Here is a 22,365-nt window from a genome sequence, read left to right as displayed (position 1 = left end):
GACGCCGAAAGACTCGGACCGTACCATCGACCAATAAGTGATCACCATGCGGTGGTAGCCGGTTCGTTGTAGATGAAACGACAACGAGAGGAAGCCTGAGATGCCTCAGTTCGCAGTTCTGCTTTACGCGCCCACCCCCGCCGACTGGTCGGAGGCCCCGCAGGAGGAGCTGGAGGCGCACGGCGCCTACGCCGGCAAGATCGAGGAGCTCGGCGCGAGCATCGTCGCCGGGTACGCCCTCCAGCCCAGCACCACCGCCAAGGCCGTCCGCAGCGACGGCGTCACCGACGGCGCCTTCATCGACGCCAAGGAGGTGCTCGGCGGTTTCACCGTGATCGAGGCCCGTGACATCGACCACGCGGTCGAGATCGCCAAGCTCAGCCCCGGCACCTGGCGCGGCGGCATCGAGATCCGGCCCCTGTTCGGCTGACTTCACCACCCCGCCGCGCGCCACGCGCGGACGGACCCAGAGAACGCGAATCGCCGCGGCGCCCCCAAGGACGCCGCGGCGATTCGTCGTCCAGGTGCTGCCACCCTTCAGCCGCCTTGCGGTCGGCGAAGCGCACCACCCAGGGTTTGGGGCGGAGCACCTCGTCTCCTCGGCCGGTCATGGGGAAGGAACGGCCGGGCGGGTGGCCTCACCGCCGTCGCCGGGGAAGGGGCCTTGCAGATGGTGGGCGACTTCCGGATCACTCCAGGCGATCGCGGTGGATCGCCAGGAGGTGAGTGCGCGGCTGAAAGGAACGAGCTCGCCCGTGTCAGCTCCGGCGACCAGGTGTCCGAGCAGTTCTGCCACGCAGACATGCCGCTCGGTGTCGGGCAGCCAGGTCGTCCACGGCAGTTCCTCGGTGAGCACCTCTTCGGCGAGGTCGTTGTCACGGCGGGCGAGGATCGCAAGGGCGCGGGCCGCTCCGTCGCGCGACTGGAACGTCGAGCTGGCGCTCCAGGAACCTGGCGGACGCGGGCCGCGTGCGGTGGGCACGCAAGACTTGACGACGCCCTCCTCGAGTGGCTCGGGAAGGTCGAGCCGGTGGAGGAGGGCGTCGTCGTCGTGGGGGCGCGGGTGGCGCCGGCCACGCGGTGACAGGGCGCCGGTGTCCGCGAGGGGCGGTCAGGCGTCGGGCGAGGAGGAGGCGCCCGCGCCGGTGAGGGCGGGGGGCTCTGGAGTGGCGGCCGGCGCGGTCGCGGGGGCGGCGGCCGTGACGTGGCGGGAGCGGGAGCGGGAGGTGGCGAAGCGGCGCATGATCGGCGTCTCCACGAGGTGGAACATCGCCGCCGCGATCGCCAGCGAGATCACGAACAGCAGCGCGACGATGCCGAGCCCCACCGGCGTGCTGTAGCTCTTGCCGCCGGTCAGCCACATCGTGCCGAAGATCACCACGAGCAGGTGGCACATGTAGAAGGCGAAGGACACCTCGCCGGCCCACACCATGACCCGGCTGCGCAGCCAGCTCGGCCGGCGGTTGACATCCGAGATGGCCCCGTTGGCGATGAGGAGCGCGAGCGGGATCACCGTGGCCGCCGCCTGCGGGTAGGTCAGCGGCAGGTGCGGGCCGACGAAGTAGGCGAAGACGGTCAGCGCGACCGAGCCGCCGACGCCGAGCGGCACCCGCCGGCCGGTGATGACGATGCGGGCCATGACGATGCCCAGGACGAACTCCAGCAGCCGCACCGGCGGGAACTTGGAGGTGAACCAGAACTCCAGGTGCGCCGACTGCGTCCACGGCTGGTACATCCCGCCGGCGCCCGGCAGCAGGGTGGCGACGAGGGGAACCAGGAAGATGACCGCGACGATGCCGGCCGCCCACGCCCACAGCCGCTCGGGCCTGATGCGGACGATGTAGCGGATCAAGAACGGGAACAGGAAGTAGAACAGCGCCTCATTGGACAGCGACCAGGACACCGAGTTGTAGGCGGTCCAGATGTCCAGCGGCGCGAACCACGACTGCAGCAGGGTGACGTTGAGCACGGTGGCCAAGGGGCTGAACGTCATCTTCATCACCGTGCCGAACAAGATGGCCGCGGCGACGAAGGTCAGCAGGTGGTTCGGCCAGATCTTGAAGACGCGCCGCCGCCAGAACTTCGCGGTCGTGTCGCCGGGGCGCATCGACCAGGTGAGGACGAAACCGCTCAGCAGGAAGAAGAAGCTGACGCTCGCCCAGTTCCCCTCCCAGAAATACGACGCGAGGTTGCCGGGAACGGGCATCATGTGCCAGTCCTTGGCGGCGAAGATGGTCGTGCAGAGGACGTGGAAGGCGAAGGGGAACAGACAGGCCACGAACCGCATTCCGGTGAGCGAGGGAAGCTGCGGTTGAATGACCGGGGTGCGGGCCTCGCCCTGCTTCAACGTTGAATCAACCATGTGACGTGCCTTTCGACGTTCGGGCTCACTGGGACTCGATCGACCGGTAGCGCCGAGCGGCCTCACCACGGTCAGGCGGCCACCATCCACGAGCCGGTAGCAATAGCGTGGCGTCCTGCGGTCCCGCCCACATATTCCGTATTGCGCAGTTGCCCGCCCGCGCGCGGCGGAAAAGGGAGGCCGCAATCCAGAAGATGCGCCGTGTGAAGCCCGCGGAGAACGATGTGGCGGTGTGGGCCGCGTGCCCATCCCGCGGTGTCCCGGTGCCCCGGTCCATTGGCGACCGCCGGCCCGCGCGCGACGAAAGAAGGAGATGGCTGTGTCTCACCCCGACAGATGGGATCTGGTCTACAAACGCGACGATCTGACGGTGAGCGAGATCCGGGACGCGTCCTCTCCTGGCCTCGAGCCGGGCCAGGTCCGGCTCGCGCTGGAGAACTTCGGCCTGACGGCCAACAACGCCACCTACGCGCGTTTCGGTGAATCCGACATCCCCTTCTTCGACGCCTTCCCCGGCCCGGAGGGATACGGCCGCGTGCCCGTCTGGGGACACGCCAGGGTCGAGGAGTCCCGCCACCCGGAGATCGCCGTCGGCACCCGCTACTACGGCTACCTGCCGATGTCCACCCACCACGTGGTGGCCCCGCAGGTCACCCCGCGCGGCTTCGCCGACCTGACGCCGCAGCGGCACTTCCTGCACCCCTGGTACTGGCACTTCGAGCTGGCCGCGGAGCCCGACGCGCTGGACGAGCGGCGCACGCTCATCCACCCGGTCTACCCGGCGGCCTACAACCTGGCCGACATGCTCCAGCGCCAGGCCGGGGCGGGCGTCGGCACCGTCGTGCTGACCAGCGCCTCCAGCAAGGTGGCCGTCGGCCTGGTCGAGGAGGCCGTCGCGCGCGGCCTCGGCCTGACGACGGTCGGCTTCACCTCGGCGCGCAACGCCGCGTTCGTCGGCGGCCTCGGCCTGTACGACACGGTCGCCTCCTACGAGGACCTGTCGTCGGTGTCCATCGACGGCCCGGCCGTGTTCGTCGACCTCACCGGCGAGGCCACCTGGCGGCTCGCGGTCGCCGACCGGTTCGCCGACAAACTGGTCAACACCACGCTCATCGGCTTCACCCACCCCGGCGCGCAGGTGCCCCCGCCGGCCGGCCTGCGCGGCCCCGCGGCCGAGGTGTTCTTCACCCCGGCGGTGGAGTGGGCGGTCGCCGAGGCCGAGGGCCCGGAGAACTACTACGCCCGCTACGCCGCCTCCGAGGAGCGCTTCCTCACCAGCACGGCGTCGTGGCTGACCATCGAGCACGCCCAGGGACCCGAGGCGATCGTCGAGGTCTTCGGCGACGTGCTCGCCGGCAAGCAGCCGCCGGACCTCGGCTACGTCCTTCGCCCCTAGGGCGCGCCCCGCGCCGGCGGGACCGCGGAGAAACTCACCGCGGCGCCGGCGCGGCCACATCGGGGGGAGAACCTCAGCGGCTCGATGCCGGGCCTCGTCAGCAGGAGGAATACAACCGTGACACTGGATACCGACAAGGCCGGCGTCCCCACGGGGCTGGCCGACCCGCCGCCCCGCCCGCAGGCCCCGGCCGCCGCTTCCCGCACGCCCACGTCGTGGTGGCGCCGGCCCTGGATCGCCCCTCTGCTGGCCGTCGTCGTGACCTACCTGGTCTACCAGATCTCGCCGTACGTGCCCGAGAGCAAGGCGCCGACGCCGCCGCACGACGGCTTCCCCGCCTACTACCCGCTGCTCGTGGTGCACATGATCTGCGGCACCGTGGCCATCCTGACCGCGTGCTTCCAGGTGTGGCCGTGGCTGCGCAAGAAGCACCCGGCGGTCCACCGCGCGAGCGGCCGCCTGTACCTGGCGGGCGCGGTCATCGGCGGCATCGTCGGCCTGATCCTGGTGCCCTTCGCGCCGCCGGTCGGGCAGATCGGCGTCGCCGCCGCGACCAGCCTGTGGATCATCTTCACCGTGACGGCGGTGATCTGGGCGCGCAAGGGCCGCATCGACCTGCACCGCCGGTTCATGCTCTACAGTTTCGCGATCATCATGAACAACATCTGGGGCGTGCTGATCGTCAACGTCCTGATGCGGCTTCCGTTCGAGGTCGGGTTCACCTACATGCTGGAGGCGGCGCGCTGGACCGGTTGGGTGTTCAACCTGATCCTGGTGCAGATGTGGCTGTACCACACCGAGGGCCGCAAGATCGGCGTCCCGGCCGGGCGCTCCTAGCCCTAGGCCTGACCCGCGATCGTCGACCGCCGAACGGCCGGCAGGGAACCCCCTGCCGGCCGTTCCGCACGTCCGGCACCCATGACGCGAAACGCCCGCGAATCGGACGCCCGCGAATCGGACGCCCGCGAACCCGGACGCCCCTGCATCGACCACCTGAGCCGGAACGCCTTCGTGCTCGAACGCCCCGGACGCCGAACGGCCGGCGGTCCTCGTCGGACCGCCGGCCGTCCCGCCGCGGGAGGGGCGGATGGAGCGAAAGGGGGGATCTCAGCTGTCGATGAGCGTGCAGTGCGCCGGCCGCGGTCCGTTCACCAGGCAGCGCCGGCCGTACTCCGCCAGCAGCTCCTCGGCCTCCTTGGCCGCCTGGGTGAAGCGCTCGACCGGGTCCGCGCCGAGCGCCATGATGTCCTCCAGGGCGTACATCATGGCGTGCTGGATCTGCGCGAAGTGCCCCACGATCGGCGTCTCCGCGCCCGGCACCCCCGTCGTCGAGTTCAGCTGCTCAGTGGTCACCCGGTGATAGGGGTGCTCGTCGTACCAGCCCTCGGCCTCCAGCAGCGCGGCGGCGGCGTTGGTGACCGGCGCCGAGCCGTACACCTTGTGCCATTCGGCGGCGTTGCGCGGGTTGTTGAGGTACTGCATGAAGGCCAGCGCGCCGTCCTGGGTCTCCTCGTCGAGGCCGTCGCGCAGCCAGATGCCGTCGCCGCCGATCCAGTTGCCGGCGAAGGGGTACTCGGCGTTGTACGGCGTCGGGGTGACCGCGACCTCGAAGCCGTGCTCCTGGCCGGCCTTGACCATGTACGGGGCCTCGAAGGAGGAGCTGAACCGGAAGACGACCCGCTGCTCCCTGAATGCCTGCGCGCACCCGGCCCAGTCCTCGAGCTTGCCGCTGTGCAGGAAGTGGCCGTCCCGGTGCAGGCGCGACCACCACAGCACGAAGGCCATCATCTGCGGCGACAGCAGGTCGACGGACGTGGCCCGCCCGTCGCGGCCGTTGTTTGCGTCGGTCAGCAGGCCGCCCTGGTGGGCGAGCATCTGCTGGAAGAACTTGCCGTCGTTGGCCCAGCTGATCCGGTGCGGAGGGGCGTCGTCCATCCGGGCGATCGCCGCGCAGGCCTCCTCGACCTCCTGGAAGGTGCGCGGCACCTCCTGGATCCCGGCGGCGCGCAGCAGAGTGAGGTTGGTGTACATGTGCATCGTCGACAGGGTCACCGGCATCGCCGCGAAGGTCCCGTCGATGGTGTAGAAGTTCCGGCCGGCGATGACCATGTCGTCCAGCACGACGGGCTGGCCGAGGATCTCCGTGCGCCCGGCGATCGCCTTCTCCACCGAGGTGAACAGCGGCCTGCCGTCCTTCGTCAGGGTGTCGCGGGCGAGCTGGGTGGCGCCGCTGTAGTAGGAGGCGATGGTCGGCGGGCGGCCCTCCTGCGCGGCCTGGGCGACGTCCGCGGCCAGGTTCTGGAAGTAGGAGCTGCCCACGTTGATCTGATAACGCGGGTAGAGCTCTTCGAACTCCCGTGCCCGCTGTTTGATCGGCTCCAGGAAGTTCGGGAAGGTGTATCCGGAGAACCAGGCGTCGATGACGATTTTCCCGGAGCGGTCCGCCTCACTCACGTGCTCGTCCTTTCGTCGGATTAACGGCGGTGAGAACCCGCGCAGCCTGAACGGCCCGGCCGCCTTCCGTGCGGCGGCAGGGTCGTGCGAGAGGTCGGGACGGCCTTTTCCGTCAAACGCGGCGCGTCGGCGTCCAAACCCCCATGCTGCCCCCACCCCAAAAACCCCGCATCTCGCCCCTTGCGCTTTCTGTGTTCATCGGCCTCGCTCCGCTCGGCGGGCTTGGGGCGCCTTTGAGGCGGCGCCGTTCGTCGTCGTTCACGAGCGCTCGTTCCTCGCACTCGCTCTCTCCTCCTCACAACACCGCCGCGCCCCAAGCCGGTTTTGGGGCCGATCCGTTCCGAAGCGCTCGGGGGTGATACTTCGGCCGAGCCGTTTTTCGGGCATTCGGGGAGTGGAGAGCCCGGATGACGACGAAGAGCGCCGCCTCAAGGGCGCCCCGAGCCGCCGAGTGGAGCGAGGCGAGAACAACACAGCACATCCAAAGATGCATGGGCATTCTCGCGGATAGCAGGCTGGGGGAAGCCGAGCCGACCATGACTCGGCCGGGCGATGGCGTCGACGCCGCCCGGCCGCCACTGGAGGAACGAACAATGACCGACCTGCAGAGTCACGGCCATCCCAACGGGGCCGTCACCGCCGTCTCCTCCGAGGCGTTCACGGCCGGCGGACAGCACCAGACCATTCTCGGCGCGTCCACCATCACCCGGGACGACCCCCGCTACGACAGCATGCTGCGCGGCACCAACCACCGGTTCGTCGGCAGCCCCGACTACGTGCGCGTGGTGACGACGACCGAGCAGGTGGTGCAGGCGGTGGACGAGGCGGTCGCCTCGGGCAGGCGCATCGCGGTCCGCAGCGGCGGGCACGGCCTGGAGAACTTCGTCGCCAACCCCGAGGTCAAGATCCTGCTGGACATCTCGGAGATGACGGCCGTCTACTACGACAGCGGCCGCCGCGCGTTCGCCATCGAGTCCGGCGCGACCCTGGGGCACGTCTTCCGCGTCCTGTTCAAGGGGTGGGGCGTCACGATCCCGGCCGGGATGTGCCCCGAGGTGGGCGTCGGCGGGCACTTCGCGGGCGGCGGCTTCGGCCCGTTGTCGCGCAGCCTCGGCGCGGTGGTCGACTACCTGTACGCCGTGGAGGTCGTGGTGGTGGGCGAGGACGGCCGGGCCCGGGCCGTCATCGCCACCCGCGAGCCCGGTGATCCCCACCGCGACCTGTGGTGGGCGCACACCGGCGGTGGCGGCGGCAACTTCGGCGTGGTGACCCGTTACTGGATGCGCAGCCCGGACGCCCTCTCCTCCGATCCGGCCGAGCTGCTGCCGAAGGCGCCGGCGGCGACCCGCAGCGGCGTGGCCATCTGGTCGTGGGAGGGGATGTCGGAGGAGGGCTTCACCACGCTGCTGCGCAACTTCGGCACCTGGATGGAGAACAACAGCGCCGCCGGCACGCCTGAGGCGAAGCTGTTCCCGTACTTCCACGGCACGCACAAGGACACCCCGCCCGGCCTGATGGTCGGCGCGCTCATCGACGAAGGCGTGCCCGACGCCGAGGCGCTGATGACGGCCTTCCTGGACGAGGTGGCGGCCGGGGTCGGCGTGGAGCCGGCGATGCGGTTCCAGGAGGTCCAGCCCTGGCTGTACGCGGCGTCCTATCCCGGTTACGGCGACCCGGGCAACCCGGGCGTGCGCCGGTTCAAGATCAAGGCGGCGTACCTGCGCAAGGGGTACAGCGATGCGCAGATCGCCGCCGTCTACAAGCACTTCACCGGCGAGGTGTACAACCCGGCGCAGGTGCTGCTGGTCGGTTACGGCGGCCAGGTGAACACCGTCGCCCCCGACGCCACGGCGACCGCGCAGCGCGACTCCATCCTCAAGGCGGCCTATCTCGGCGCCTGGGCGAGCGAGGCGGACGACGACACGAACGTGGGCCTGATCAGGGACCTGTTCCGCGACATCTACGCCCACAGCGGCGGCGTGCCGGGGCCGGACGAGCTGAGCGACGGCGCCTACATCAACTATCCCGACGCCGATCTGGCGGACCCGGAGCTGAACACCTCCGGCGTCCCCTGGCACACCTTGTACTACAAGGACAACTACCCCCGTCTCCAGCAGGTCAAGAAGCGCTACGACCCGCGGAACGTGTTCCGCCACGCGCTGTCCATCAGGCTCCCCGAATAGCCGTTCCCTCCCAGGCCGGGACCCCGCGGCTCCCGGAAGGGCGCGACGGGCCGGCCGTCCCGCGGCGGCCGGAAGCTCCCGCCCGTCCCGCCCACGGGTGCCCGCGCACCCTGATCAGCTCTTCCGAACCAGATCTTGGAGTCACTCATGGAGAGTCGCTGCCCCGTCGCCCTGGATATCACCGGCAAGGACATCCACGCCGAGGCCGAGCACCTGCGCTCGCTCGGCCCGGCGACGCTGATCGAGCTGCCGGGCGGTGTCACGGCGTGGGCGATCACCGACTACGAGACGCTGCGCAAGGTCCTGACCGACACGCGCGTCACCAAGAGCGCCCGCGCCCACTGGCCGGCCTTCACCAACGGCGAGATCCGGCCCGACTGGGAGCTGATCAGCTGGGTCGCGATGGACAACATCTCGACCTCGTGGGGCAGCGACCACAAGCGGCTGCGCCGCCTGGTCGGCAAGGCGTTCACCCCGCGCCGCATCGAGGCCGTCCGGCCGCTCATCGTGCAGCTGACCAACGAGATCCTCGACGCGCTGGCCGCCACGCCGCCGGGTGAGGTCGTCGACCTGCGCCAGCAGTTCGCCTACCCGCTGCCCGCCCGCCTGGTCGCCGACATCATCGGTATGGACGAGACCGCGCTGGCCAAGACCGCGCCGGTCATCAACATGATGGTGGACACCACGGTCAGCCCGGAGGTGGCGCACGGCATCCTCATGGGCTGGCGCGACGCGATGTCGGAGTTCATCGCCTCCAAGCGCGCCAACCCGGGCGAGGACATCACCAGCGACCTGATCGCCGCCCGGGACGACGAGGACGGCGGCAAGCTGACCGAGGGCGAGCTCACCGACACCATCTTCGCCATCCTGGGCGCCGGGTCGGAGACCACGATCAACTTCCTCAGCAACGCGGTCACCAACCTGCTCACCCACCCCGACCAGCTCGAACTGGTGAGGTCGGGGGAGAAGTCCTGGGACGACGTGATGGAGGAGGTGCTGCGGGCCGAGGCTCCGCTGGCCAGCCTGCCGCTGCGCTTCGCCGCCGACGACGTCGACCTGGACGGCGTGCTGATCCGCAAGGGCGACCCGATCCTGGTCAACTACCTCGCCGCCGGCCGTGACCCCAAGCTGCACGGGGAGAGCGCCTGCGAGTTCGACATCACCCGCGCCGACAAGGAGCACATCTCCTTCGGCTACGGCCCGCACTACTGCCTGGGCGCCGGCATCGCGCGCCTGGTCGGTGCCATCGGCCTGTCCACGCTGTTCGAGCGCTTCCCCGACATCAACCTCGCCGTCCCGGCCGAGGAGCTGCAGCCGCTGCCCACGTTCATCATGAACGGCCACCGCAGCCTGCCGGTCCGCCTGCACGCCCGGGTGCCGGCCGAGGCGCACTGACCCCTCTCACCGCACCGACCGTACTGACCGCACGCCCGTGGCCGGCCTCCCGGCCGCGGGCTTCGGCCCCGCCCCCGCACCCGGCGACAGGCCACCCTCCGCACAGCGACAGGAAGGAAAGCACGTGACCGAGACCACGACCACCCCCACGCCGACTCTGCAGGAGGTGTCGATCACCCGCGTCTTCGACGCGCCGCGCGAGCTGGTGTTCGACGCGTGGACGGTCGCCGAGCACTTCACGCACTGGTGGGGTCCGGAGGGCACCACGGCCCCGCTGTCGGAGATCGCCATCGACGCGCGGCCGGGCGGCCACTGGAAGGCCCTCATCGTCATGGAGGCGACCGAGGAGACCGAGCGCGCCGAGCAGCCCTTCTTCGGGGTGTACCGCGACCTGGTGCGCCCGGAGAAGCTGTCGTTCACCCTCGGCGACCCGCTGGACCCGGAGTTCCTGGAGCGCAGCGCGCAGGGCGAGGGCGAGGAGCTGGTCAGCGTCACCTTCGCCGAGCGCGACGGCGGCACCGAGATGCGCTTCCTCCAGGTCGGCTACCTGCCGGCCGAGACGGTGCCGCTGGCCGTCGAGGGCTGGGGCAGCTTCTTCAACTGCCTGGACGCCTACCTCAAGACCAAGGTCTGACGGGGCGGAGGACGCCGTGCGGGAAGTGATCCTGTCGATGTTCGTGAGCGTCGACGGCTACGTGGAGAACGCGACCGGCCAGCAGGACTGGAACATCGACGTCTTCGACGACGAGATGGAGCGCCACGTCGAGGAACAACTCGACGCGGCCGACACCCTGCTGCTCGGGCGCAGGACCTACGAGCTGTTCGCGCAGGCGTGGCCCGCGGAGGTCGGCCGGGTCGCGGACAAGATGAACGGCATCGCCAAGGTCGTCTTCTCGCGGACCCTCCAGAGCGCCGCCTGGCGCAACACGCGGATCGCCGCCGGCGACGTCGCCGAGGAGATCGCCGGGCTCAAGCGGCTCCCCGGCAAGAACCTGCTGATCTACGGCAGCGCCGCGCTCGCGCGCGACCTCATGCGGCGCGGCCTGATCGACGAGTTCCTGCTGTGGGTGCATCCCGTCGTCCTCGGTGAGGGCAGGCACCTGTTCGAGGACTTCAAGGACCGCGTGGACCTGAAGCTGGCCGGCACCCGGGTCTTCGACACCGGGGTCTGCATCCTGCGCTACCGGCCGGCGTGAGCCACCCCGGGCCGCCGGCCGGCCCGCACCACCCGCGAGAACACCCGCGAGAACGTTGTCACAGAACCTAGGGAGACCGGCGTGAAGGTTGGCTTGGAAATCGGGGACTTCTCCTGGAAGGGCGGCTCCGCCCGGGTGGCGGACACCCTGGTGGAGATCGCGCAGTCCGCCGACGACGCCGGGTTCTCGCTCCTCGGCGTGGGCGACCACGTGTGGCAGGGCCCGCACGCGGGCGGTCCCGAGGCGCCCATGCTCGAGTGCTTCACCACCCTCACTCTGCTCGCCGCGCACACCCGGCGCTGCCGGCTCGCCCCCATCGTGGCCGGGGTCCACTTCCGGCACCCGGGCGTGCTGGCCAAGACGGTGACGTCCCTGGACGTCCTGTCCGGCGGGCGGGCGATGCTCGGCCTCGGCGTCGGCTGGTACGAGGACGAGGCGCTCGGCCTCGGCATCCCCTACCCCTCCCTCGCCGACCGCTTCGCGATGCTGGAGGAGACGATCCAGATCTGCCACCGCATGTGGGACGGCGAGCGCGGCGACGAGCGGCCCTACGAGGGCGAGCACTACCGGCTCGCGCGGCCGCTGAACCTGCCGCAGAGCATCACCCGGCCGCACCCGCCGATCCTCATCGGCGGCGGCGGGGAGAAGAAGACCCTGCGACTGGTGGCCAAGTACGGCGACGCCTGCAACCTGTACCCCGGTCCCGACCTGCCGCACAAGCTGGACGTGCTGCGCGGGCACTGCGAGGCCGAGGGACGCGACTACGACGCCATCGAGAAGACGGTGATCTTCCCCTTCGACGTCGGCGACGACGGCGCCGGGGCCGGTGACCTGGCCGAGACTCTGCGCGGGCTCGCCGGGCTCGGCGTGGACACCGCGATCGGCATCATCGGCGGCCCCGAGCCGGTCCGCCAGGTCGAGATCATCGGCAAGAAGGTCGTCCCGGCCGTCGCCGACGCCTAGCCCGGTCCCTGCCGTTCTGTAGCTGCCTACGTGGAAGGAGCGCCCGAGACATGTGCGGAATCGCTGGGTCCATGGCCCTCCGTGACGGCCGTTCCATCGCCGAGCCGGAGCTCGCGCGGATGACCGGGACGCTGGCCCACCGGGGGCCCGACGCGGGCGGGACCTTCTTCGACCGGGGCGTCGCCCTGGGGTTCCGGCGCCTGAGCATCATCGACCTGCACGGCGGCGACCAGCCGATGTTCAGCGAGGACGGCCAGGTCGCGCTGGTGTGCAACGGCGAGATCTTCAACCACCGTGCGCTGCGCGCCGAGCTGCAGGCCAAGGGGCACCGCTTCCGCACCGACTGCGACGTCGAGGTCCTGGTCCACCTCTACGAGGAGGAGGGCCCGGACCTGCTGCGCAAGCTCAACGGCCAGTTCGCCTTCGCCATCTACGACCTGCGCCGGCGCCGGCTGTTCCTGGCCAGGGACCACGTCGGCATCCTCCCGCTGCACTACGCGCGCACCGCCGACCACTTCGTGTTCGGCTCGGAGGCCAAGACCGTCCTTGCGCACCCCGGCGTCGGGCGCGAGGTGGACCTCACCGGCCTGGACCAGGTGCTCACCTTCCCCGGTCTGGTCAGCCCGCGGACCATGTTCCGCGGCGTCAGCAGCGTGCGCGCCGGCCACTACCTGCTGGTCGAGGACGACGAGGTCCGCGAGGTGCGCTACTGGGACCTGGACTTCCCCCTCAAGGGCGACGCCCCGCCCGCCCGGCCGGACGAGCACTACGTCGAGACGCTGCGCGAGCTGCTGGGCGAGTCGGTGCGGCGCCGCCTGCAGGCCGACGTCCCCGTCGGGTTCTACCTCAGCGGCGGGCTGGACTCCTCGCTGATCGCGGCGCTGGTCGGGCGTACGACCCCGCCCTCGCACTCCTTCTCCATCACCTTCCCCGACGCCGCCATCGACGAGTCGGCCTACCAGCGGCTCATGGCCGAGAAGGTGGCCTCCCGCCACCACGAGGCCGAGTTCCACGCCGAGGACATCACCGGCGAGCTCCAGCGGATGGTCTGGCACGCCGAGTGCCCGGTGAAGGAGACCTACAACACCTGCTCGCTGGCCCTGTCGGCGCTCGCCCGGCGCAACGGCGTCAAGGTCATCCTGACCGGTGAGGGCTCCGACGAGCTGTTCGGCGGGTACGTCGGCTACCGGTTCGACCGGTTCGGCCGGGGCGGCGGCGGAGGCGGCGGCCTGGACGAGGCGCTCGAGGACGACGTGCGCAGGCAGCTGTGGGGCGACCCGGGCCTGTTCTACGAGCGCTCCTACAACGCCTGGCGCGAGTCGAAGATGGACATCTTCTCCGAGGGCGTGCGCGAGCGGTTCGACGACTTCGACTGCCTGCGCCACCCGCTGGTCGACACCGACATGCTCGCCGGCCGCGACCGCCTGAACCAGCGCTCCTACCTGGACTTCAAGCTGCGGCTGTCGGACCACCTGCTCTCCGACCACGGCGACCGGATGTCGCTGGCCAACTCGGTCGAGGCCAGGTACCCGTTCCTGGACATCGACGTCATGGAGTTCGCCACCACGGTGCCCGCGCACCTGAAGGTGAACGAGGCGGGCGAGAAGTACGTCGTCAAGCAGGCCGCCCAGGGGCTCGTGCCCCCGGAGATCATCGCCCGGGAGAAGTTCGGCTTCCGGGCCCCGGGGAGCCCCCACCTGCTGAGGCGCGACGTCGAGTGGATCAACGACACGCTCTCCCACGAGCGCGTCAAGCGGCAGGGCTTCTTCGACCCGGCCGTCGTGGACCACCTCAAGGCCCGTTACCTGCGCGAGGGATTCGACGTCCACCCCCACCTGGGGGACGACCTGCTCCTGGTCGTCCTGACGTTCGGCATCCTGCTGGACACCTACGGCCTGGCCGACCACGCATGAACCCCGGGGGGCGGATCGGACGAGCGTCCCTGGCAGAGAGGAAGGAAGCAGGATGGCCTTCGAAGCGATCCACTCGCTCGTAGGACGCGCGATCGAGCGGTTCCCCGACCAGGTGGCCGTCGAGTCCCCGCAGGGGCGACTGACGTACGCGGAGCTCTCGGCCCGGGCGGACGGCCTGGCCGGCGCCCTGCGGGCGGCGGGAGCAGGCCCCGGGTCGCTCGTCCCCGTCCTCGCCGAGGACCGCCGGGAGATCATCGCGGCGCTGCTCGGCATCCTCCGCATCGGAGGGGTGTTCGTCCCGCTGGACGCCGCCGCCCCGCGCGTGCGCCTCACCCAGATGGTCGAGGACACCGCGCCCGGCTTCGCCGTCGTCGGGACGGGCGCCGAGGCGCTGGCCGACGCCGTGCTCACCGACGCGGCGCCCGGCGCCGTGCGGGTCGCGGCGGCGCAGATCGGCGAGGCGGGAGCGGCGGTGACGCCGCACGAGCCCGGGCCCGACGACCCCTGCTACGTGTTCTTCACCTCCGGCTCCACCGGGCGTCCCAAGGGCATCGTCGGCCGGCTGTCCGGCGTGGACCACTTCGTCCGCTGGGAGACCGAACTGCTGGGCGTCGGGCCCGGATGGCGGGTCAGCCACCTGACCTCGCCCGCGTTCGACGCCATGCTCCGCGACGTGTTCGTTCCGCTCACCACCGGCGGCACCGTCTGCGTCCCGCCGCAGGACACGCTGCTCGACCCCGCCGCGCTGACCCGCTGGATCGACGAGCAGCGCGTCGACCTGGTGCACTGCGTGCCCTCGCTGCTGCGCGGGGTCATCCGCGAGGCCGCCGCCGGCGAGTACGAGCTGGCGTCGCTGCGCTGCGTCGCGATGTCGGGGGAGAAGCTCCCGCCCGCCGACGCCGCGCGGCTGTTCGGCCGTTTCGGCTCGCGGATCAAGCTGCTCAACCTGTACGGGCCGACCGAGACGACGATGACCAAGACCTACCACTTCGTCACCCCGGCCGACGCCGAGCGCCCCTCGATCCCGATCGGCCGGCCGATCCCGGGCGCCGAGGTGCTGCTGCTGAACGGCATGGGGCAGCCCGCCGCGCCGGGCAGCGTCGGCGAGATCTACCTGCGCACCGCCTACCGCTCGCTCGGCTACCACGGGCAGCCGGAGGCGACCGCCAAGGCGTTCGTCACCAACCCGCTCACCGGCGACCCCGACGACGTGGTGTACCGGACCGGCGACTACGGCCGGCTGCTGCCCGAGGGCTTCTACGAGTTCCTCGGCAGGAAGGACCACCAGGTCAAGATCGGCGGGGTCCGGGTCGAGCTGGGCGGCGTCGAGAGCGTCCTGCGCGAGCACCCGGCCGTGGCCGACGCCGCCGTGGTGGCCGCCGAGGAGGAGGGCGGCGTGCCCTACCTGTGCGCGTTCGTGGAGCTGACCGGCGCCGCCGAGCCGCAGGAACTGCGCGACCACGTGCGCGGCCGGCTGCCCGACAGCGCCGTCCCCGCCGTCCTGGTGCCGCTGGCCGAGCTGCCGCGCACGCTCAGTGGCAAGATCGACCGCAAGGCGCTGCCCACGCCGGTGCTGCGCCGCGAGCTTCCCGGCGAGGACCACCTCCCGCCGCGCACCCCCACCGAGCAGGCCGTCGCGCGGGTCTGGCAGAGCATCCTGCCCGTCGACGACCTCGACGTCCGCGAGAGCGTCTTCGAGGTCGGCGGCAGCTCCCTGGTGGTGTTCGAGCTGCTGTCCCGGCTCGGCACCGAGTTCGGCGTCGAGGTCCCGCTGCAGGAGTTCCTCGCCTCGCCGACCATCGAGTCGCTGGCCGCGCTCATCGAGAACGCCATCCTGGGCCGCGACGCGCCGCTCGACGACCTGTTCGTCTCACTGACCGACATCGGCGCGCAGGGCACCCACGAGGTGCTCGCGAGCGAGAGCGGGAGCTGACATGGCCGGATCGATCCGATGGACGGCGCCGCACCTCAGGCCCTCCGTCACCGAGACGCCGTCGGACCAGGACACCCCGGACCAGGACACGCCGCCCGCCGCGGCGGAGCTCGGCCCCGAACAGGCCCGGCTGCTGGAGCGGGAGGTCGAGACGGCGATCATGCGGCAGGACGGCGTCGCCGACTGCGCGGTGGTGTTCCAGGGCGTCGGGGACGACGCCGGCGAGCGCCTGTGCGTGCGCTGCGGCATCACCGGCCGCTACCCCGGCATCGTCTTCGACGGGGACGGCGTGTGCAACCTGTGCGCCATGTACGCCGGCAACCGCGAGCGCATACACGCCTACTTCGGCGAGCCCGGCGACATGGTGCGCCACATCAAGGAGCGCTCGCGGGCGCGCGGCTCGGACTACGACTGCCTGCTGCTGTTCAGCGGCGGCAAGGACAGCACCTACGTCCTGCACCAGCTCGTCGACCTCGGCCTGCGCGTCATGACCTTCACCTTCGACAACGGCTTCATCTCCAAGACGGCGCTGAACAACGTCGAGGAGATCACCGCCGAGCTGGGCATCGAGCACCTCACGATGACCCGCGCCGACCAGAACAAGATCTTCCTGCAGAGCCTGGAGCAGCACAAGAGCGTCTGCAACGGCTGCTTCCGCTCGCTGCTGGACCTCAGCACCGAGCTGGCCCACGAGCGCGGCATCCCCACCATCGTCACCGGCCTGTCGCGCGGGCAGATCATCGACGAGCGGCTGTCGTGGTTCTACCAGCAGGGCGTGTTCGACCCCGCCGAGATCGAGCCGAAGCTCGCGATCGGCCGCCGGATCTACCACCAGACCGGCAGCGCCATCGCCTCGGCGGCGGTCGACTCGGTCGAGGTCGTCGACTACTTCCGCTACTCCGACGTCACCAAGACCGGCATCCGCGAGTTCCTCCAGCGGCGCTCGTCCTTCTGGTCCCAGCCCCAGGACACCGGGTTCTGCAGCTCCAACTGCATGATCAACGACGTGGGCGTGTACGTGCACAACCAGGAGCGCGGCTACCACAACTACGAGGCCCCCACCCGGTGGGAGGTGCGCGTCGGCCACCTGGAGGTCGCCGAGGCCGACGAGGAGCTGCGCGCCCCGGTCAACACCGCCCGGGTCAAGCGCATGCTCGCCAAGATCGGGTACGCCGACCCGGCCGACCGCGACCGGCTGGGCAGCCGGCTGGTCGCCTACTACGTCCCCCGCGGCCCGATCGACGGCGACGAGCTGCGCGCCTCGGTGGCGGGCGCCCTGCCCGACATCCTGGTGCCCGAGCAGTGGGTGGCCGTGGAGGAGATCCCGCGCGCCGCCGGGGTCGTCCAGCGCGAGGCGCTCGCCGCGCCGCGGCCCACCCGGTTCGGCACCGACATCGGCGAGGAGCCCGAGCCCCCCAAGCCGGTGCTCGCCGGTGACCTGACCGTCCCGCTGACGCCGGTCCAGCGCGACTACCTCGAACGGCACTCCGCCGACGTCGAACGGCGGGGCCGCGCGCTGCTGCTGGAGCTGCCCGGCCGGCCGGACGCCGCCCGCGTCCGCAAGGTCGTGCTGCAACTGCTGCTGCAGCACGACGCGCTGCGCACTCGACTGCTCGACCGCGACGGCGAGCGCCGCCAGCGCGACGGCGGCGTCGGCGCGGCGCTGCCGGTGCTCGGACTGGACCTGTCCAGGCTGGACGAGGCCGCCGAGCCGGGGCTGCTGCGCGCCGCCGTCGACCGGATGCGCGCCCGGCTCAGCCTCACCGACGGCCCCGTGCTGCAGATCGCCCTCGCGGACCGCGGCTCCCGCCCCGCCTGGCTGCTGCTGGTCGTCCACGAACTGGTCGCCGACACCCCCTCGTGGCGGCTCATCCTGGACGACCTGTGCACCGCCTGGGCCCAGACGGAGGCCGGGACGCCGGTCGAGCTGCCCACGGCCGCGTCCTTCCTGGGCGCCGCCGCCGCCCAGCCCGAAGGCGCGCCCGCCGCGGTGCCCGCCGGGTGGACGGCCAGCGCCGGCGACTGCATCCTGCCCGGATGCTCGGCCGACGCCGCCGGCACCCCGACCCGCACCCGCGCCGTCGCCCCCGACCCGGCGGGCGACGGCGCCCCGCCCGCCGGCAAGGTGCTGTCGGCCATCGCCACCGTGCTCACCGAATGGATCGGCGGTGAGTTCATCACCATCGACGTGCAGGACCACACCGCCGGCGGCGACCGCGACCTCGGCGTGCGCCAGGTCGGCCCGCTGACGGCCGTGACCAAGGCGATCGTCTCCTTCGACGGGCCCTGCGGCATCGCGCCGCGCACCAGCCCCGCCGCCCGCATCAGGTACGACCACTTCGGCGACCTGTCCAGGCTGCTCCCCGCCGGCGCGCCCTTCCGGCTCGCCACGCGGGATGAGGCCGACTACACCGTCGCGCCCACCACCCGCCCGTACGTGCTGTCGGTGAACGCCGCCGTCGAGGACGGCCGGCTGCGCCTGGACTGGTGGTGCGGCCCGAAGCTGCACGGTCTGCTGCGCGAGGCCGACATCCCGCGGCGCGTGGCCGAGCTGCTGTCGCGCGCCGGCACCGAGGTCACATGAGGACCGGCGCGCGGGACGGCGAGGGCGTGGGCACCCGGGTGCCGCGCCCGCCGCGCCCGCTGCCCCCACTGCGGCCGACCCTCGGCATCCTCGGCGGGATGGGTCCGCTGGCGACCGCCGAGTTCCTGCGCCTGCTCGCCGCCCGGGTCCCCGGGACGACCGACCAGGAGCACCCGAGGATCGTGATGCTGTCCGACCCGTCCATCCCCGACCGGACGGCGGCGGTGCTCGCGGGCAGCGACGCGCCGCTGCCGCCCATCAGGGACGGTCTGGCCAGGCTGGCGGAATGGGGGGCCGACCTGCTGGCCGTCCCCTGCAACACCGCGCACGTCTACCTCGACCGGCTCGCCGGGACGCTCCCGGCGCCGGTCGTGCACATCGTGGACGCGACGCTGGAGGAGGCCGCGCGGCGCAGCCCCCAGGGCGGCTGGCTGGCCGCCACCACCGGAACCGTCGCCGGCGGCCTGTACCAGCGGCGCGCCGAGGCGCTCGGCTACCGCCTGCTGCTGCCGGGCAGCGGCACGCAGGAGGCCATCCACCACACCGCCACGCTGGTCAAGGCCGGGCGCTCCCACCAGGCAGGGGCGCTGCTCGGCACGGTGGCCCGCGGCCTGTGGCACCGGGAGAGACTCCCGGTGCTGGCCGCCTGCACCGAGCTGCCCCTGGCCTACGCGGCGGCCTCCCTGCCCCCGGACATGATGATCTCCAGCCTGGACGCGCTCGCCTCCGCCTGCGTGAGCCGCATGTACCACCCGGCGGGCGTGGCGAGGCGATGAGCGCGGGCACCCGACGGGAGGACGGCCGATGAGCGCGGGCTTTCGACGCGGGACGGCCGATGAGCGCCGGCATTCGATGCGACGAGGCCGATGAGCGCGGACGACCGATGCGACGACGGCCGATGAGCGCGGGCGTCCGACGCGCACGGCCGATGATTGCGGACCACCGATGGGAGGACGGCCGATGATCGTCCGGCAGCAGGCGCGGCGCGCCGAGGCGGGGACGTGGACCGCCGCCCTGCGGGCCGCCAGGGGCGAGCCCGAGGGCCGCGTCGTGGTGTTCCCGCACGCCGGGGCCGGGCCCAACGCCCTGATGCCCCTGCTCGCGGCCCTCCCCGACACCTACGACGTGCTCGGGGTCACCCTGCCCGGCAGGGAGCGGCGCTTCAGCGAGAGCTACGACAGGACGCCGGAGGACCCCGGAGCCGTGGTGGACGGCGTCCTGGCCGAACTGACCGGCCTGCCGTCCTGCCCGACCGTGTACTTCGGCCACAGCATGGGGGTCTCCGTCGCGGTCGCCGTGGCGCTGGCCGACCCGGGCGCGTGCGCCAGGCTCGTGCTGAGCGCCCACCCGCCGGCCGGGGTGAAGTTCGAGCGGGAGGCGGCGTGGAACGACGCCGTCCTGCTGGAGGTCGTCAGGCTGGGCGGCGGCACCCCGCAGGAGATCATGGACAGCCCCTTCTGGCGCACGTACGTGCTCGGCCTGCTGCGCTCCGACCTCACCCTCGCGGCCCGCCTCGTGCGGCGCAACCTCGACGGCCGGATCACCATGCCGCTCACCGTGCTCGGCGGCGACCGGGACGAACTGGTCAACGTGCGCGAGCTGGTGGCCTGGCAGGACCGCGCGGAGGCGGGAGCGCGCATGCGCGTCTTCCCCGGCGGCCACTTCTACCTGCTCGACGAGCCCAACCGGCGCGCCGTGGCCGCCGAGATCACCGGCGCCTTCCCGGCCTGACCCGCCGGCCCTCTCATCACCACGGCCGGCGGCCGGCCCTCGCGGCGCGAGCATGGGCATGAAAGGCGCGCGGAAATAGGGTGCGGCGAAATTGCGCAATTGGTGAGATGCGCCGGGGAACCGCCGGAACGAAGCTGGTGGCGTCGACCAATTCGTAAGGAGCACTCTATGGTCGTGTCAGAGAAGGCGGGAAACCCCGCTGGAGCGGCCCCCAGCGCGGCGCGCCGGTATTTCCCGCATCTTGAGGGAATGCGAGGGCTCGCGGCCCTGGGGGTGCTCGTTCTCCACGTCGCTTTCAGCGCGGGCCAGATGCGGTGGAACGAGGCCCCAGGCCTGGAGGAGACCGGGAACGGCGTCTTCAGCGTCCTGCTCAACCAGCTTCAGGTGAGCCTGCCGATTTTCTTCACATTGTCGGGCATGCTGCTTTATCGCCCCTTCGCTCTGGCCACCATCGCCGGCACCCCGACGCCCCGGGTGAAGCCCTATCTGTGGCGCCGCGCGCTGCGATGCCTTCCGGCCTACTGGGTGCTGATCGCGGTCGTCCTGGTGACGCTCAACCGGGACAACATCCATGGGGTCTGGGACGTCGTGCGGCCGTTCCTGCTGCTGCAGATCTACCAGGAGAACGCCTGGGTCCTCGGTGGTGAGCAGACCTGGAGCCTCGCGACCGAGATCGCGTTCTACTTCGCCCTGCCGGTGATCGCCTGGATCCTGCACAAGATCGCGCGCAGGGCCGCCACCCCGGCGGCGCGGGTGCGCCGCATCCTGATCTCGCTGTCGCTGATCATCCCGATCAGCATCGCCTGGACCGCCTGGACGCACCTGCCGTCCTTCGGCGCCTGGCCCATCGAGGGCAACTGGCCCCCCGGGTGGATCGACTTCATCGCCACCGGCATGATGCTCGCCACCCTGTCGGCCGCCGCCCAGGTGTCGATGGACCACGTGCCCGGCGCCTACCGCGCCGCCTACAGGTGGCCGCTGCTCTGCTGGGCCGGCGCGCTCGTCGCCTACCTGATCGCCTGCGTCTCGCCGTTCGGCGACCCGGCCAGCGCCAACTACCCCGGCCTCGGCCAGGGCGTCCTCGAGCACGTCATGTACCTGATCTTCGGCTTCCTCGCCGTGACCCCGCTGACCCTGCCGCACCTGCGGTCGCGGTTCATCGAGGCCGTGGTGACCAACAAGGTGATGCTGTTCCTCGGCCGCATCTCCTACGGCGTCTACCTGTGGCACATCGCGATCATCTACTTCTGGCACGGCAACCTGTTCCGCGCCGGGAACTTCGGGGTGCTGCTGCTGGTCACCCTGGTCGGCAGCGTCGCCTGTGCCACGGTCAGCTTCTACCTCATCGAGAAGCCGGCCATGAAGCTCCGCGAACGCCTCGGCAAGGCCCCCAAGGAGCCCAGCGTCGTCACCCTCGTCCCCGAGACGCCGGCGGCCGCCGCCCCGGAGGAGCAGGTTCCCGCCCCCGTCCGGTAAGGCGCCTCTGCCTCCCAGACCTGCGCCGGCTCCCGGCCGCGGCCCGCACAGCCGCGACCGGGAGCCATCGTCGTCCATCATGACCTTCGAGCGCGCGGTCGCCGGTGGGCGACCGCGCCGTTGCGGGAGTGGCGCAGGACGGGCCGCCGGCCGGTCGGCGCCGCTACCACTCTCCCGGCACGGGACTGATCGGGCGCTGGTTGATCCAGGCCCTGATCTGGCCCAGCTCCCCGAACACGAGGTAGTCGTCCTGGTGGTCGCCGTTGAGGTCGTGGAGACGCACCTGTGCACGGGTGGCGCCGACGCCCGGGATGACGGTCCCTTGCCAGATCCATCCCCGGCCGCCGAGGTCGTTGAGCCAGGCCCGGATCGTGCCGTTGTCCTGGACGACCAGGTAGTCGGCCCGGCGGTCGCCGTTGATGTCCTGCAGGCGCACCATGTCACGGGTCGCGCCGACGCCGGTGGCGATCTCGCCCTTCCACGTCCATCCCTTGCCGGCTGCGGCGCCGTTGTTGTACCAGGCGCGTACCTGGCCCTGGTCCTGGACGACCAGGTAGTCGTCCAGGCCGTCGCCGTTCATGTCGGCGAAGCGGATCTGGTCGCGGGGGTAGCCGACGCCGGTGGCGATCTCGCCCTTCCACGTCCACCCCTTGCCGGCGGCCGCTCCGTTGTTCAGCCACGCCCGTACCTGGCCCTGGTCCTGGACGACCAGGTAGTCGTCCAGGCCGTCGCCGTTCATGTCGGCGAAGCGGATCTGGTCGCGGGGGTAGCCGACGCCG

18 protein-coding genes are annotated in these 22,365 nt (G+C 71.4%); 14 read left to right on the top strand and 4 right to left on the bottom strand.

The genetic code is table 11. The annotated features are described in order from the left end of the window. Window positions 1-100 precede the first annotated feature (100 nt). Window positions 101-430, top strand: coding sequence for a YciI family protein (locus tag ABZT47_RS34395; RefSeq protein WP_354851748.1), 330 nt, complete (start codon window positions 101-103; stop codon window positions 428-430). Between the two features lie 177 nt (window positions 431-607). Here ABZT47_RS34395 and ABZT47_RS34390 read toward each other — a convergent pair whose 3' ends face one another. Then, complete coding sequence (locus ABZT47_RS34390; RefSeq protein ID WP_354851746.1) at window positions 608-982, bottom strand: hypothetical protein; 375 nt, start codon at window positions 980-982, stop codon at window positions 608-610. 129 nt (window positions 983-1,111) lie between these two features. Continuing rightward, window positions 1,112-2,362, bottom strand: a complete 1,251-nt coding sequence (locus ABZT47_RS34385) for an acyltransferase (protein WP_354851744.1) — start codon at window positions 2,360-2,362, stop codon at window positions 1,112-1,114. Between the two features lie 319 nt (window positions 2,363-2,681). Here ABZT47_RS34385 and ABZT47_RS34380 point away from each other — a divergent pair, with 319 nt between their 5' ends. Beyond that, entirely contained in the window at window positions 2,682-3,758 is a 1,077-nt protein-coding gene (locus tag ABZT47_RS34380; protein WP_354851742.1) for a DUF2855 family protein, read from the top strand. 117 nt (window positions 3,759-3,875) lie between these two features. Then, window positions 3,876-4,595: a DUF2306 domain-containing protein gene (locus ABZT47_RS34375; RefSeq protein WP_354851740.1), complete on the top strand. Its 720-nt coding sequence runs from the start codon at window positions 3,876-3,878 to the stop codon at window positions 4,593-4,595. Window positions 4,596-4,865: 270 nt separating this feature from the next. Here the strand turns inward: ABZT47_RS34375 and ABZT47_RS34370 are convergent, their stop codons facing one another. Then, window positions 4,866-6,212: an extracellular solute-binding protein gene (locus tag ABZT47_RS34370; protein WP_354851739.1), complete on the bottom strand. Its 1,347-nt coding sequence runs from the start codon at window positions 6,210-6,212 to the stop codon at window positions 4,866-4,868. A 593-nt stretch (window positions 6,213-6,805) separates the two neighbouring features. Between ABZT47_RS34370 and ABZT47_RS34365 the strand changes: the two genes are divergently transcribed. The 11 genes from ABZT47_RS34365 to ABZT47_RS34315 all read left to right on the top strand — a co-directional run bounded on the left by ABZT47_RS34365 (window position 6,806) and on the right by ABZT47_RS34315 (window position 21,586). Then, on the top strand, window positions 6,806-8,395 hold the full coding sequence (locus tag ABZT47_RS34365; protein ID WP_354851737.1) for a BBE domain-containing protein: 1,590 nt from the start codon (window positions 6,806-6,808) through the stop codon (window positions 8,393-8,395). A 147-nt stretch (window positions 8,396-8,542) separates the two neighbouring features. Next, on the top strand, window positions 8,543-9,790 hold the full coding sequence (locus ABZT47_RS34360) for a cytochrome P450 (protein WP_354851735.1): 1,248 nt from the start codon (window positions 8,543-8,545) through the stop codon (window positions 9,788-9,790). Window positions 9,791-9,914: 124 nt separating this feature from the next. After that, the gene (locus ABZT47_RS34355; RefSeq protein WP_354851733.1) at window positions 9,915-10,424 is read left to right on the top strand and encodes an SRPBCC domain-containing protein; all 510 of its coding nucleotides are present in this window, start codon (window positions 9,915-9,917) and stop codon (window positions 10,422-10,424) included. A 16-nt stretch (window positions 10,425-10,440) separates the two neighbouring features. Beyond that, entirely contained in the window at window positions 10,441-10,986 is a 546-nt protein-coding gene (locus ABZT47_RS34350) for a dihydrofolate reductase family protein (protein ID WP_354851731.1), read from the top strand. An 81-nt stretch (window positions 10,987-11,067) separates the two neighbouring features. Next, on the top strand, window positions 11,068-11,949 hold the full coding sequence (locus ABZT47_RS34345; RefSeq protein WP_354851729.1) for an LLM class F420-dependent oxidoreductase: 882 nt from the start codon (window positions 11,068-11,070) through the stop codon (window positions 11,947-11,949). Window positions 11,950-11,999: 50 nt separating this feature from the next. Continuing rightward, the gene (asnB, locus tag ABZT47_RS34340) at window positions 12,000-13,862 is read left to right on the top strand and encodes an asparagine synthase (glutamine-hydrolyzing) (RefSeq protein WP_354851727.1); all 1,863 of its coding nucleotides are present in this window, start codon (window positions 12,000-12,002) and stop codon (window positions 13,860-13,862) included. A gap of 52 nt (window positions 13,863-13,914) precedes the next feature. Further along, window positions 13,915-15,795 carry a non-ribosomal peptide synthetase gene (locus ABZT47_RS34335; RefSeq protein ID WP_354851725.1) on the top strand — a complete coding sequence of 627 codons (1,881 nt, stop codon included), beginning with the start codon at window positions 13,915-13,917 and terminating at the stop codon, window positions 15,793-15,795. A 1-nt stretch (window position 15,796) separates the two neighbouring features. Then, window positions 15,797-18,379 (top strand): condensation domain-containing protein, encoded by a 2,583-nt coding sequence (locus tag ABZT47_RS34330; RefSeq protein WP_354851723.1) that lies wholly within the window; start codon window positions 15,797-15,799, stop codon window positions 18,377-18,379. Further along, on the top strand, window positions 18,376-19,155 hold the full coding sequence (locus tag ABZT47_RS34325) for an amino acid racemase (RefSeq protein WP_354851721.1): 780 nt from the start codon (window positions 18,376-18,378) through the stop codon (window positions 19,153-19,155). Before ABZT47_RS34330 ends, ABZT47_RS34325 begins: the two co-directional genes overlap by 4 nt. A gap of 184 nt (window positions 19,156-19,339) precedes the next feature. Continuing rightward, window positions 19,340-20,110, top strand: coding sequence for a thioesterase domain-containing protein (locus ABZT47_RS34320; RefSeq protein ID WP_354851719.1), 771 nt, complete (start codon window positions 19,340-19,342; stop codon window positions 20,108-20,110). Between the two features lie 249 nt (window positions 20,111-20,359). Then, window positions 20,360-21,586 carry an acyltransferase gene (locus tag ABZT47_RS34315; protein WP_354851718.1) on the top strand — a complete coding sequence of 409 codons (1,227 nt, stop codon included), beginning with the start codon at window positions 20,360-20,362 and terminating at the stop codon, window positions 21,584-21,586. A 163-nt stretch (window positions 21,587-21,749) separates the two neighbouring features. Here the strand turns inward: ABZT47_RS34315 and ABZT47_RS34310 are convergent. Further along, window positions 21,750-22,365, bottom strand: a 616-nt coding sequence (locus ABZT47_RS34310; protein WP_354851716.1) for a VCBS repeat-containing protein, incomplete at its 5' end; no start/stop codon positions are given.

The organism is Sphaerisporangium sp. NPDC005289, assembly GCF_040607455.1.
Classification (GTDB): domain Bacteria; phylum Actinomycetota; class Actinomycetes; order Streptosporangiales; family Streptosporangiaceae; genus Sphaerisporangium; species Sphaerisporangium rhizosphaerae.
This window is presented reverse-complemented; position numbering and strand designations above follow the sequence as displayed.

Bases quoted from the DNA above. Each gene is read 5' to 3' on its own strand.
- ABZT47_RS34395 (WP_354851748.1), top strand. From the start codon at position 101: ATGCCTCAGTTCGCAGTTCTGCTTTACGCGCCCACCCCCGCCGACTGG.
- ABZT47_RS34385 (WP_354851744.1), bottom strand. From the start codon at position 2,362: ATGGTTGATTCAACGTTGAAGCAGGGCGAGGCCCGCACCCCGGTCATT.
- ABZT47_RS34365 (WP_354851737.1), top strand. From the start codon at position 6,806: ATGACCGACCTGCAGAGTCACGGCCATCCCAACGGGGCCGTCACCGCC.
- ABZT47_RS34360 (WP_354851735.1), top strand. From the start codon at position 8,543: ATGGAGAGTCGCTGCCCCGTCGCCCTGGATATCACCGGCAAGGACATC.
- asnB (WP_354851727.1), top strand. From the start codon at position 12,000: ATGTGCGGAATCGCTGGGTCCATGGCCCTCCGTGACGGCCGTTCCATC.
- ABZT47_RS34335 (WP_354851725.1), top strand. From the start codon at position 13,915: ATGGCCTTCGAAGCGATCCACTCGCTCGTAGGACGCGCGATCGAGCGG.
- ABZT47_RS34330 (WP_354851723.1), top strand. From the start codon at position 15,797: ATGGCCGGATCGATCCGATGGACGGCGCCGCACCTCAGGCCCTCCGTC.
- ABZT47_RS34325 (WP_354851721.1), top strand. From the start codon at position 18,376: ATGAGGACCGGCGCGCGGGACGGCGAGGGCGTGGGCACCCGGGTGCCG.
- ABZT47_RS34320 (WP_354851719.1), top strand. From the start codon at position 19,340: ATGATCGTCCGGCAGCAGGCGCGGCGCGCCGAGGCGGGGACGTGGACC.
- ABZT47_RS34315 (WP_354851718.1), top strand. From the start codon at position 20,360: ATGCGAGGGCTCGCGGCCCTGGGGGTGCTCGTTCTCCACGTCGCTTTC.